This is a genomic window from Halogeometricum pallidum JCM 14848 (genome assembly GCF_000337095.1).
Classification (GTDB): Archaea; Halobacteriota; Halobacteria; order Halobacteriales; family Haloferacaceae; genus Halogeometricum; species Halogeometricum pallidum.
Genome location: NZ_AOIV01000033.1, coordinates 21532 through 34679, shown reverse-complemented (window position 1 = coordinate 34679; position 13148 = coordinate 21532). Strand labels below are relative to the sequence as shown.

At 57.1% G+C, this 13148-nt stretch carries 11 protein-coding genes and 1 pseudogene; 5 read left to right on the top strand and 7 right to left on the bottom strand.

Annotated elements, in window-relative coordinates; translation table 11 throughout:
- Positions 1–584: 584 nt before the first annotated feature.
- A pseudogene (locus C474_RS13175) lies at positions 585–1082 on the bottom strand (transposase); the annotation flags it as partial.
- A gap of 393 nt (positions 1083–1475) precedes the next feature.
- Here C474_RS13175 and C474_RS13165 point away from each other — a divergent pair.
- On the top strand, positions 1476–2243 hold the full coding sequence (locus C474_RS13165) for an IclR family transcriptional regulator (RefSeq protein WP_049916974.1): 768 nt from the start codon (positions 1476–1478) through the stop codon (positions 2241–2243).
- Between the two features lie 181 nt (positions 2244–2424).
- Here the strand turns inward: C474_RS13165 and C474_RS13160 are convergent, their stop codons facing one another.
- The 6 genes from C474_RS13160 to C474_RS13135 form a co-directional block, all read right to left on the bottom strand.
- Positions 2425–3687, bottom strand: coding sequence for a chloride channel protein (locus C474_RS13160; protein WP_008387611.1), 1263 nt, complete (start codon positions 3685–3687; stop codon positions 2425–2427).
- Positions 3688–3826: 139 nt separating this feature from the next.
- The gene (locus C474_RS13155) at positions 3827–4501 is read right to left on the bottom strand and encodes a trimeric intracellular cation channel family protein (protein WP_008387609.1); all 675 of its coding nucleotides are present in this window, start codon (positions 4499–4501) and stop codon (positions 3827–3829) included.
- 212 nt (positions 4502–4713) lie between these two features.
- Positions 4714–5997 (bottom strand): amidohydrolase, encoded by a 1284-nt coding sequence (locus C474_RS13150; RefSeq protein ID WP_008387608.1) that lies wholly within the window; start codon positions 5995–5997, stop codon positions 4714–4716.
- Positions 5998–6041: 44 nt separating this feature from the next.
- Positions 6042–6773, bottom strand: a complete 732-nt coding sequence (locus C474_RS13145; RefSeq protein WP_049916973.1) for a hypothetical protein — start codon at positions 6771–6773, stop codon at positions 6042–6044.
- A 1-nt stretch (position 6774) separates the two neighbouring features.
- Complete coding sequence (locus tag C474_RS13140) at positions 6775–7524, bottom strand: DUF5058 family protein (protein ID WP_204366089.1); 750 nt, start codon at positions 7522–7524, stop codon at positions 6775–6777.
- A 426-nt stretch (positions 7525–7950) separates the two neighbouring features.
- On the bottom strand, positions 7951–8703 hold the full coding sequence (locus C474_RS13135) for an IclR family transcriptional regulator (protein ID WP_008387604.1): 753 nt from the start codon (positions 8701–8703) through the stop codon (positions 7951–7953).
- 118 nt (positions 8704–8821) lie between these two features.
- Between C474_RS13135 and gcvT the strand changes: the two genes are divergently transcribed.
- The 4 genes from gcvT to gcvPB are packed head-to-tail and all read left to right on the top strand — an operon-like array spanning position 8822 to position 13120.
- Positions 8822–9925, top strand: a complete 1104-nt coding sequence (gene gcvT / locus C474_RS13130; RefSeq protein ID WP_049916972.1) for a glycine cleavage system aminomethyltransferase GcvT — start codon at positions 8822–8824, stop codon at positions 9923–9925.
- A 6-nt stretch (positions 9926–9931) separates the two neighbouring features.
- Complete coding sequence (gene gcvH / locus C474_RS13125; RefSeq protein WP_008387602.1) at positions 9932–10312, top strand: glycine cleavage system protein GcvH; 381 nt, start codon at positions 9932–9934, stop codon at positions 10310–10312.
- A gap of 4 nt (positions 10313–10316) precedes the next feature.
- Positions 10317–11693: an aminomethyl-transferring glycine dehydrogenase subunit GcvPA gene (gene gcvPA, locus C474_RS13120; protein ID WP_008387601.1), complete on the top strand. Its 1377-nt coding sequence runs from the start codon at positions 10317–10319 to the stop codon at positions 11691–11693.
- Entirely contained in the window at positions 11693–13120 is a 1428-nt protein-coding gene (gene gcvPB / locus C474_RS13115; RefSeq protein ID WP_008387600.1) for an aminomethyl-transferring glycine dehydrogenase subunit GcvPB, read from the top strand. The genes gcvPA and gcvPB overlap by 1 nt, the downstream gene beginning before the upstream one ends.
- Positions 13121–13148 lie beyond the last annotated feature (28 nt).

Genomic DNA, 13148 nt, shown 5'->3' with positions numbered 1-13148 from the left:
AGGTCTCGAGGTCGCGACGCTGAAGCCAGTCGGTGAACTGGTCGAGGACGGTTTCGGCGGTTTGGCGGTACTGGTCGGAGTCACCGCTGGAACGCAGGTAGCGGTCAACAGCTTGGGAGACCTCGGAGTCGTCGTCGGTCACGGAACTCTCCGTGAGACTGGAACGACGTTTCGTGGGCCGTAACCTCTGGATTCTGTTGGTGACATTGGATGGGATGAGGGTACAGCGTCGACCCCCTTAGTTCTACGTTCGTGTACTCATCTACACGTAAGTAGGTTCCTCGAAGTACGAGGTACCATAGAGAGCGACTCTACCTGTCGAATATGGCATTTCTGTGTACCGAGACGCACTGGTAAACTTCATGGTGATATATCGAATCGATTTCTGTGGCAGTCACCACAGTTTCGGAGGATGGTTCTATTCTGGCCCAGTTTCTCCACGAACTGACTTCGACTACGGTCGGTTACAAGTAGTTGGTCTTTTATTCGACCAGTATAGCGCCACATATCAAAAAGATAGAAGGAAAAACCATCCTTTGACAGTGATACCGCTCTAGATGGGTAGAATAAGGAAATATCGAGTCTCAATCAGGTGGTGGAAGCGTTGAGGAGACCAATTCAACGCATTCGCCAGCAGTCAACATCGGCGCGTAGTCCATCTCTTCACCGACAGCGGCTTTCAGCAGGAAGTCCGTGAGACGCCAGATATTGTGGAGGAGAACGGCAAACACGAAATAGAACAACCGTACTCGATAGTCCTTCGACGAGGTCTTCGCTAAGAAGTCGTTCTTGATCGATTTGTATTCGTTCTCGATCTGCCACCGAGAACTATACCGACGACACACTGCCTCCGCCTCGTCCGTGCTCACACGAAGATTCGTCGCGGATACGGCGGTTCCATCGCTCTTCGTCGAGGGGATGTAGAGGAACTGCATCGCGTGCGATCCCGTATTCAAATGTACGGTCGCTGACCCGACGGCGACATCGCGACCTTCTGCTTCTATCGCCCCAATTACTCGTTTCTCAGTCGCATGAACGCGCTTCGGGATGAGGTAGCTGACACCGAGGTTCGAGAGCGTCTTGGACGATTCACTCAACGACCTGCTCACTTCTCAAATTGGCTTAATTAGACAGTGCTGCTCCGACCGATGTCGGACTCTCTCCGATTCGAGTTGTTCCTCACGTTCGATCGGCTTCGGTATTTTCGGAGTATTTTCCGGGTCATGGTGCAGACCTATGTATCGATATCTGCCGAGACACTGTATAACGAGAAACACAGCTTGTTTCGCTTATATCGAAGTATTATTTTCACAATTTCGGCTCTCTCCGACCTGTTCCTGCGCTGCTCAATCTAACGTTACAATATTAGTATCGTAATGTAGGAAAAAAGAGCGCGAATCGGGTGGGATATCGAATACGAAATCGTGGCACTTCGTAACACAACTCTTATGCCGGAAATCCTCCTCAATTATCGTATGACCGACGCAGACTTGCCGAACCGGCCGATCAAAACGGCGGTCAGAGTGTTCGAGCTGATAAACGTAGTTCAGGGAGTAGAGGAGGCGACGTTCACGAATATATCGAAAGAGGTTGATATGGCTGAGAGCACGCTTCACGATTACCTGACGACGCTCGTTCACGTCGGCTATCTCTCGCGGAACGACCGAAAGTACACTCTCTCGCTTCAGTTCCTCGACCACGGTATCGCAGCCCGAGAGACTTTTTCGGTATATTCGAAGTCGAAGTCAACACTCAAGAACCTGGCCGACGAAAGTGGGGCGGCGGTGTGGCTGATGGTCGAGGAGAATGGAAAGGCGGTGTATCTATCCCAAGAGTTGGGAGAGGACTCGATCGAAACGCACGAGCGACTGGGGAAGCACGAATATATGCACTGCCTCGCGTCTGGGAAGGTGTTACTGGCCTTCTCGTCTGACAAACACGTGGAGGAGGTGGTCGACCAGCACGGTCTCCCAGAGAAGACCTCTGAGTCCATTACGACAATGGAGGAACTCCGAGCGGAACTCTCGGTGATCCGAGAACAGGGATACGCGGTGAATCACAACGAGGCGGCGAAGGGAACGTCAGCGGTGGCAGCACCCATCATCATCGACGAGTCTGTCGTCGGCGCCGTCGCAATCTCTGCACCGGTCACGCGCGTCGATAACGAATCGTTCCGGAACAAACTGATCGAACTGGTCTCGACCGGTTCGAACGAGATCGAACTCAAGATGACGTACGACTAATTCACACAGAATGCGCTCTCTCTGGGTACGTCACGAGCGTGTTAGTCATCGACGCGAATACGGAATCCCCCTCGTTCGGTCGCGAACAACTGGCAGTACAATCCAGTCTGCGATTCTGTTTCATTGGACGACGTGGTATTCCCGTCTCTTCCGGCAGGACGCACCTGAGAGACACACTCAATTAACGCATCATCCGCACCACTCGAACGATCAGTGTCCCAGCCACTGCACCGATAGCCGCAACGACGAACAGCGAACTCGAGAAAAAGAGGGCCACCGACCCGGCGAGTACGAGCGGACGGGGTAACTCCCCGGTGGGTACTCCGGCCATCGTCGCGGTCAACCCGACTACGGTACCGACTCCGGGAATCACTTGAGCGAGTGCCGCGCCGATGGCCGCACCTCCGGCCAAGAGCGGAAATATCGGCCCCCCTTTCCAGCCCGTCTCAAGCATCACACTCACCATGAGAATTTTCGCAAAGCCGGCCGCGAGTAACGCCCCCGCTCCGAGGGGGAGTCCACCGAAGAGGGATTCGACCGCTCCCTGCCCCGAGAACAGAATACCGGGTGCGACCGCGCCAGCACATCCCAACGTGAGGCCCCCTACCGTCGACCGCATGAGGCGATTGTTCTCCCCACCACGGGTCTGCAGTCGTCGACGTAATTCGAGATATAGTACGGAGACGAGGCCACCGACTGTCCCAAAGAGAACCGCCCCTATCAGACGCTGTGTCGGATCCGACGAACGGAATTCCGGGACGGCGTATCCGAAGCTCAATCCGCTCCCGGCGGCTACTTTGAGAGTCACGAGTCCAACCGCGATAGCAGCGATTCCCGGAACCCATCGCCACCATCGCGGGACGGGCGGGACGTCATCCCGTCCGACAGAGTGAGTGAGTGGCTCAGCCGACGGTGAGACGAGGGATTGGAGCGACGCGCTCGTCTCCGAGACTGTCGCGGTCCACGTGGTCCGAATCGCGGGTTTCAGCCTCGTGAGGGCGTGTGAACTCAGGCCGCCGCCGATCGCCATCAACGCGAGTTCGGGACCGAGACTCGCTCCGAAGACTAACGAAACCAGAGAGTTCACCGCTCCCTTTGAGATTTCGTCGCGACTGACGGTACGACCGTCGCGGATCTCCGACAGTAGCTCTTCGACGTTCCCCGGATGGTCACCAAGATGGATACGTCCCAGCCCTAGCGTAAGACCCCCGACGGTACAGACGAAAATCGTGTACAGGGGGTGTCCTGGAAATACGGTGATCGTCTCGGGAACCGTTTCCCATAGGAGAGACGTCAGCCAATAGAGGACACGAAGGAACGCGCCTGTCACGAATCCGACGACTGCAGCGAGACAGACTGCGACCAAGAGGACGCCGAAAAGATTCCGGATAGCGAGGGAGATAGTGATTCTTCGACAGTGGTGGTTCGATTCGTCTACCGTCATTCTCTACCTAGTTAAACGGTGCGACGGGGCTAATCAGTTCCGCTTCAGACTGGACATCCGAATCAGGTCTCGTCGTACAGACCAACTTTCACGACAGACACCGATGCGGTTGCCACGCGTACGTGAAGATCGAGTCATGCTAATCATGACGGGAATGTCTCTCACCCGTCGATTTCAATACTTGGGCTTTCGGGATCGACCAGCCGTGGACGAGCGCGCTAAATCGGGTTCCGATCACTGTTACGGCACATACCGCTGCAGCGGTTCCGTTCGAGCCGGTGGCGGTGAGAACAACCCAGTACGTGCTACCACCCAGCACCGCGCAGCTAGCGTAGAAGTCGTCGAGCAAGATGAATGGAGGGCGATCTAATAAGACGTCTGCGATGGCACCGCCACCTACGGCATTTATTGTCGCAATTGCGACGACACCGAAGACTGAAATGTCGGCCTGCGTTGCGACGATAGCGCCTGTCACGGTAAACGCGGTGAGTCCGACTGCATCCGAGAACAGTGTCAACGGATGGGTATCGGCCGAATCGAGTGCAGCGCTTATTCCGACAGCCAGCCCCACACCGAACAATCCGAGGCCGATCTCGATGGGTGAACTGAGCGCGAGCGGAATCCGGTTGACGAGGAGGTCGCGAGTCATTCCACCCGCGAACGCCGTCGCGAGGCCGACAACTGTGACCCCAAACAGGTCAAACTCCTCTCGTATTGCTTTGGTCGCGCCGACCAGTGCGAACGCGACGAGGCCGATCGTGTTCATCAGGTCGAACGGATCGACGAACAGTACTTCGACTAACTCTTGCGTCATTAGTTTACTTCAGAGCGGCGGTCCTGATGAGTACTTCGACTCGTCGCTGCCTGGTTAGCCGGTTTCAAGAAGCGAGGAGATTTCGCTCAGAGGGTCCGTTCTCTGCAGGAACACCTCAGATCGACCCACCCGGAAACTGGACCTCTCAGACACCGAGTTTCTGTAGGCCTGTAAGTCCCAATCGAGTACTCGAATGGCTAAACCGAGAGGAACTACGATAGGAGTTCGAGGACCGTCTTCGAGAGCGTCGAAACACCGATCAGCAGGCAGTCTTCGTCGATATCGAACGTCGGGGTGTGGTGACCGCTGGGATTGCCACCGCCGATGCCGATGTATGACGCGTTCCCACCGTTCGCCTTGACGACCCGCATGAGGTAAGTTACGTCCTCGCTGGCACCCGCGCTCCCACGTCGAACTACCGAGGACACACTGTCGATGCCGTTCGCGACCTCACTGACGAGTTCGACTAGTTCCTCATCGCTGTCCTCTCGAATCCCTGCTCCGACGAGCGCGATTTCCGCCTCGCATCCGTGCATCTCCGCCGCCGATTCAACGTACCGGCGGACCGAATCTCGCATGTACTCCATCGCATCGTTCGACTCTCCCCGGACCTCGATCGTCGCTGTCGCTCTGTCTGCGATCACGTTCGCGGGATTATCTGAACTGATCTCACCGACGTTGACTCGAGTGGCGCCATCGCTGTGGCGTGGAATACCGTACACGTTGCTCGCGGCGGTTACGAACGCTTGTACCGCGTTACTGCCCTGGTTCGGAGCCACCCCGGCGTGTGCCGATTCTCCGGAAAACGTGATCGCGAGACGGGAGAGCGCGAGCACCTCGTCGATACCGGATATCACAGTTCCTGTAGGGTGATCGAGTCCCACGTGCGTCCCGATGAGATAATCCACGTCGTCAACGTGCGGCCCCACGGCCATCGGTTTACCACCCCCGAGGAGTTCCTCGGAGGGCTGGAAGAATACCTTGAACGTACCCCGGAACTCACTTTCGGCGACGGTCCGAAGTGTTCCCAACCCGAACGCGACGTGTGCATCGTGGCCGCAGGCGTGCATGAACCCTTCATTCTTCGAGCGAAAGCACTCAGCGGCGGGTACGTGATCTCCGTCAGTCGACTCCCTAATCGGTAAGGCGTCGATATCGACTCGAAGCCCGACAGTCGGACCATCACCACGGTCTACGACCGCAACGGCTCCAGTTCGTCCGCCCTCAATTCGTTCCAGAATATCTGTCCGGTTAGTCTTGGATTCCGCTTTGTCGAACCACTCTGAGAGAACCCGTTCCTCCGGGACGCCTAACCGCTCATTGGTGTCCAGTGCGTCGGGACCGATGTGGATGTCGTCGACGCCGATATCTTCGAGTTCTTCGACGATTCGGACCGTCGTCCAGTACTCGCACCAACCCGGTTCGGGATACGCGTGGAATTCGCGCCGAAGGTCGATCAGATATTGTTCCGGTGGAAGCTGAATGTTTGTATTCATTATTGTTATCGGGTACGTATTCGTTCGTCACTCTGTTATCTCCGCTATTCGGCTTCTCCTTCGTCGGGGGGCTCAATCATATCGCGCTGCCACATCCATCGGGCCGCGAGTATCGTCCCGAATACGGAGACGACAATCACCGCATAGAGAGGATAGCTCGGGAGGAACGCTAGATATCCGAGTTCCAATAGCAGAGTCATAATCAACGCGAGTGTGAGCCCAATTCCCGCGACCTTCGGATAATCCCTCCCGAACTGAGCGAAGATGGCCCCGAAGACCGCCGGTACCAGGTACGACTCCAGTGCAGTTTTCGCCAAGTCGGGAAGCGCCCGAAAGACTGAGACGAGTGCGACCGCACCGATGCCGAGCATCACCGTGTTGACGAAGATTGATGCGGCAATCGCTACTGTCGAGATGATACTCGCTTGTGGCGTACCGGGTTCGACGTCGGTACTCTCTTGTGCCGCCGCGGCGCAGGGGAGTCGTAGATTCGAGATGTTACCCGAGAGGAAAGCCATGTACGTTCCAGGAATCCCCAAGACCGGATAGTACGACAGCGGTTCGACCACCCAGGCGCTCCCGAATGTGACTGCGACCGATGCAAACGCGGCGATTATCGCCTGCGTCGGAGGGATGATTCCGAAGATGACAAACAGCGCAACCGCCGGACCGAACGAGAGTGCGACCGCGAGAAGGCTCGTTCTCCGTCCCCATTTGTTGATGTAGGGAATGAAGCGGTCCTCGTACACGTCGTCGTTACCCGTAGTTCCAGACATGTCACCACCAGCTCCCGACAGTGAGTTGGAGTGCGGTTCCCACTACGAGGCCGACTAACATCGCTCCCCCGAGTGCCCACTCTCTGATCCACTGAATGTCTCGACTGTCTGCAAGACGTAGCAACGCGAGCATCACCAGTCCCCCGACTGCGATAGAACCGGTTTCAGGGGTACCGGCCGTGGCTTCACCGCTCAAGAAGTACGCGAACGCGCCGAGCATCGCCGCTGAACTGATGATCGGTATCAGTTTTTCATTCCCGTTGCTTATCTTCTCTCTCGCTTTCTCCATGTGTCGAGTGCCGAATGCCGCCACAAGCAACCACCCTGTGCCGCCGAGGGTCATGGCCCAAACCGCCGTCGCGTACGCCCTCTGGGAGATATTTGGATCTCCTAAGCTATATCCGAACTGACTAACGCCTAATTCGGCGGCGGGTAATTCGAACGCTACCGATCCGATTACCGAGAGACGCATCCACGCGACAGGACCGCCAATGGTCGCAATTAGTGCCAACATGCCGGCCAGGACTGCGACAGACGGACCGAGGGCCGATATCACCCCTGTCTTGAATCCCGATCTTAGACGGTCCTCCGACAGTCCCATCTCCTTCCCGTCTCTCCACGCGCGCCGGAGAAAGATGGCCGCTTGCGACAGCACTACCATGACTACCGGTAGCGTCGATATCCACAACCATCGACTGTTGGCGACATCCATGTACGCAGGTACTGCCGTTACCAGCCTGTGCCAGATCATAGCAAATGACTATTCTCACGAATAAACATATATAACTGTCGGTCGCGTGTGTTCTCCGTATTCGGGGGAACTCGCTGCTCGCTGGTAAATGATACGAAGGATCGGAGTCGTTCAGTGCTCCAATTAACTCACCGTTGGCTCGGTAATCGCGTTACCGACCGCCCGCAGCACCACTCCTCCTGAGTCGCAGACTCACGCTCGGCGTAGCCGTGCGTGTATGAAGTGAGGTCCCGAGTTGGATTGATGATCGAGCGACCAACTACGTCTCGGTCAATCTCTCGCGGACGTTCGGAGTGAGAACGGTCCACTCATCAATTCGGGTTCCTGGATTGGAGAACACTGCGACGAACTCACTGATGGGTGTGTCGCCCAGTCTCTCCGAGTATCATTGTTCAGCAATACTCCGAGAGAACCGTCAACCGCTCTCTAGCTCTCCGATTCGGAGACCAAAGCGGACTCGATTTCGCTCACCACCGATTGCAACCGCTTCGCGGTCACTTCGTCATCCGGAAGACGGTACGGGGGGCCCGATATGTCGAGCGTACCGAACACACCACCGTCGGGTTCGTTGATAACGACGGCGATGGCCCTAAGCCCCTCAAGTTCCTCTTGTTTGTTCACCGCGTATCCTTGCTCCTGAATGGTCTTGAGTTCGGTGCGGAGATCTCCTCTATCCGTTATCGTGTTGTCAGTGTGTGCAGTTAGCTCGCGGCACTCGAGAAATCTCTCAAGTTTCGCGTCCGAGAACTCTGCCAGCGCTGCCTTCCCACAGGCTGAACTGTGGAGGTCGAAGTACCGTCCCACCTGGAACCCCTCGTCTGATGGCGCGGTCGTCTCGTCAAATACGATAACCATTCGGTTGTTCTCCTCGATAGCGAAGTTGACCTCTTCACCCACTCGATTCGCTAGCTCCCAGGCTTTCTCCTTCACGAGTTGGTAGCGGTCGTCTCGCCAACGAGCCTTCTCCCCGAGATGGAACAACTTCATTCCGAGTTTGTACTCTTGATCCTCACGGATCACGTATTCCATCTGCTGTAGCGTTTGCAAGTGGGTGTGCAGCGTGCTAACTGGAATTCCGGTGTACTCTGCTATCTCCGTCAGAGATGCGCTATCTAAGTCACAGATCGCTTCGAGCGTCAGGAGCGATGTCTCGGACGTTTTTCGCGATTCTTTCCCCATAGTGGGAAATATCTACGGTGAGATAATAAAACCCCTCTCCCTCGGCAACCGACGAACGACTGTAGATAATTCTGTTCTCACAGAAAGGTATTTATAACTGGGTGAGCCACACTTTTCTGTGCCCTTACGTAAGCCACCACTCTATCAGGCACATCTGGATGCCGGAGCCGAGTTCACCGACTTCGGCGGTTGGGAGATGCCTGTAAAATTCGACGGAATTAGCACAGAACACGCTGCCGTCCGCAACTCCGCCGGAATCTTCGATGTAAGCCACATGAGTGAAGTCGAAATCAGCGGGGCCGACGGAGCGGAGCTGATGAATCGTCTCACCAGTAACGACGTCAGAGAGCTTGGTGGGGGTGACGCACAGTACGCCTGCATCCTAAACGAAGACGGGGTGATCATAGACGACACTGTCGTCTATAGATATCCGGACAAAGAGGCGTATCTATTCGTTCCGAACGCCGGGCACGGAACGCAGATGGCTGACCGGTGGTCAGAACATGCCCACCGACTCGGGCTTCAGGTCAGTGTCGAAAACAGGACCGAAGAGTTGGGTCTGGTCGCCGTACAGGGGCCGGATGCCATCGAAATCGTCGACAACAGATCAGCAGACTCGATTACGAGCCTCGGCCGATTTTCGATGGTACGAACCACCGTTGACGGAGTCGACTGCTTAGTTGCGAGGACCGGCTACACCGGGGAGGACGGCGTCGAGATCTTCTTCGACGTAGACGACTCCAAGCCGATGTGGGATGCCTTCGGCAACGTACAGCGATGCGGTCTGGGCTCTCGTGATACGCTCCGGCTCGAGGCTGGACTACTACTCTCGGGGCAGGACTTCGATCCCGAAACCGAACCGCGAACGCCCCTCGAGGCGAAGCTCGGGTTCGTCGTCGACCTCTCGAAACCGAGTTTCATCGGTCAGGATGCACTGGAGGCTCTCGAAGAGGATGGAGTCGACGAAGCGCTTGTGGGCCTCCATCTGAACGAACGCGGAATACCACGTAACGGATACGAGGTGACGTTCGGAGATGAGTCCATCGGGCACGTCACGAGCGGAACCATGAGTCCGACACTGAGTGAACCGATCGCCCTCGCCTACGTCGACGCCGACAAGGCAGAAGAGGGACAGTCAGTCGAAGTCACGATACGAGACAACTCGATACCGGCGACGGTCGTGGATCACCGGTTCCTGAACACGCTTTCAGACGACGAGTAATTCACCATGACATTCGAGATTCCAGACGATCGACGGTACGCAGAATCGCACGAGTGGGCAAAGAAGACGGACGCCGAAGGTGTCGTCAGAATCGGCATCACAGACTTCGCCCAAGACGAACTCGGAGACATCGTCTTTGCCGAACTTCCCGAAGTTGGAGACGAACTTAGTGAAGGAGACGAGTTCGGGGTCATCGAGAGCATCAAGGCCGTTTCGGACATCTATTCGCCAGTCACGGGAACGGTCGAGGACGTCAACGGGGAAATCATCGATCAACCCGAACTCATCAACGACGATCCCCACGAGTCCGGGTGGCTGGTGGCTGTCGAGACGGAGTCCGGTATCGATCATCTGCTAACCGCCAGCGAGTACGAAGAACACATCTAACACGATGCAAGATAGTCTCGAGATAGACGATTCACAAGCCACGCGCGACCGTTCGAACGACCGCGGGAGTCCGTTCGCCCCCCACGACGAAGAGGACGTCCGTCTGATGCTGGACGCGGTCGGAGCGACGGACGTCGAGGAGCTATTCGATATCCCGGACTCCGTTCGGTTCGACGGCGAGTTCGGTATCGAGGCATCGTCAGAACAGGCGGTGATGCAGCGGCTTCATCGCGTCCTTGGAACGAACGACGACGTTACCGAGTTCCTGGGTCGGGGTCACTACTCCCATTATGTTCCATCCGTCGTCGATCATCTCTCACTCCGCTCGGAGTTCATCACCTCGTACACGCAGTATCAGCCGGAGGTCTCTCAAGGATTTCTTCAGGTACTGTTCGAGTTCCAGTCGCTGGTTTCGGAGCTGACTGGAATGGACGTGGCGAACTGTTCGATGTACGACGCCGCAACGGCCCTCGGAGAGGCCGCCACGCTCGCTGACAGAGTCCGCGAAGCGGACGGATCGGTGGTCCTCGTGCCTGATTATCTTCGGTCCGAGCGCCGAGATGTCCTTGAGAACTACACGGATGGCTCGGACCTGTCGATTCGAGAACTCCCGACCGAGGGAGGGATGGTTCGACCCGAGACGCTCCGCTCGTACCTCGACGACGACGTCCTCCTCGTGTACGTCGAAAACCCCACCTCAGAAGGGGTGATCGAAGAGCACCTGACGGAGATCGGTTCGATAGTGAACGAGGAGAGTTCGCTGCTCTGCGTCGGCTCCGACCTGGTTGCGTTGTCGCTCCTCCAAAACCCGGGGCAGTTCGGCGCCGATATCGTCGTCGGAAACGCCGGCGTGCTCGGACTTCCGAACGTCTACGGGATGAGTATCGGAATCTTCGCCTGTCGGGACGATTTCCTTCGACAGATCCCGGGTCGGTTAGTCGGTGCCTCCAGAGATAGTGCAGGCGACCGAACGTACACGTTGACTCTCCAGACTCGCGAACAGCACATTCGTCGAGAGCGAGCGACGAGTAACATCTGCAGTAACCAAGCCTGGGTCGCCCTTCGGACGGCGATTCACGCCACGTACTTGGGCCCTGACGGACTCACCGAATTAGCAGATAGATGCACACGTCTCCCAGCGCGCGTCGCCGCGGAACTGGATGAGATCAATGGGGTTTCGGCCCCTGTGAACGACGCCTACCACTTCAGAGAGTTCACCGTAGCAGTCGAACGAGACGCCTCGGAGGTCGTTTCGGACTTGGTGGGCGAGGGGTTCGCAGTCCACGAACGGGACGACCAGACGCTACAGGTCTGTGTGACTGAGACGAACGAGCACCGGATCGACGACTTCATCGAGAGCTTCCGAGAGGTGATGGAATAATGCAACAACATCGACAGGCGAAGTGGAACGACACGGCATCCGAAGGTCACGAACCGCTGCTGTCGGAGAAAGACACCACTCGATACGAGCCGACCGATACGCATCTCCCCGACGAACTGACTCGTGAGGGCGTTGAATTGCCGTCCCTCTCCGAGCCCGAACTCGTTCGCCACTACACGAGGCTCTCTCAGATGAACTACGGAATCGACAGCGGTCCGTATCCCCTCGGTTCCTGTACGATGAAGTACAACCCAAAGTTCACCGAGGACCTCGCCGCGCTACCGTCGGCCACGGTCCATCCGGATCGGCCGTCGAAGTCGGCTCAGGGCACGTTACAGATATACTACGAACTACAGGATTACCTCGGTCGAATCGGCGGAATGGACGCGGTGACGCTTCAGCCACCCGCGGGTGCGGCCGGTGAGCTAACGGGAATTCTGATCGCGAAAGCGTTCCACGAGTATAACGGGGAAGCGGACCCGCGGGATGAGATTATCGTTCCGTCCAGCGCTCACGGGACGAACTTCGCTAGCGCTGCGATGGCCGGGTACGACATCGTCGAACTCCCGGCCGACGACGACGGTCGAGTCGACCTCGACGTTCTGTCCGCAGCGGTGGGTGACTCGACCGCCGCGTTGATGCTGACGAATCCGAACACGCTCGGGTTGTTTGAACGAGACATCGAAGACATCGCCGAGATCGTACACGACGCTGGTGGACTGCTGTACTACGACGGAGCCAACCTGAACGCACTGCTCGGTCGCGCTCGCCCTGGCGATATGGGATTCGACATCATGCACTACAACGTCCACAAGACGTTCGCGACGCCGCACGGTGGAGGCGGTCCGGGTGCTGGGCCAATCGGCGTCCGTGACGGCCTCGCCAAGTTCCTTCCCAGTCCACAGGTGGGTGAGGAGGGCGAGGAGTACACGCTCTTCGACCCCGAGGAATCCATCGGAAAGGTCCACGGTTCGATGGGCAACTGGCTCGTTCTCCTGAAAACGCACGCCTACATCTCCCGTCTCGGGGATACCGGATTGACCGATACGAGCGCGAAGGCGGTCCTCAACGCGAACTACCTCGCGTCACAGGTCAACCTTGACGTCCCCTTCGAGCCGTTCCATCACGAGTTCGTCGCGAGTGCCGCGAAAAAGGACGCTGCTGACTTTGCGAAGAAGATGCTCGATTACGGGGTGCATCCCCCGACGACGAAGTGGCCCGAGATCGTTGACGAGGCACTGATGACGGAGCCGACGGAGGCTGAAAGCAGAAAGACGCTAGATCAGTTGGCGGCAGCATTCAACTCGGTAGACGACGAAGGGGAGGACGTGATCAGCGAAGCTCCGAACGCGACCGCCGCGAAGCGAATCGACCAGACGAAAGCGGCGAGGGAGCCGGTTCTGTCTTGGCAGCAGATCTCCGACTGAACTCACTTCCGACAGCCTTCTTGATGAG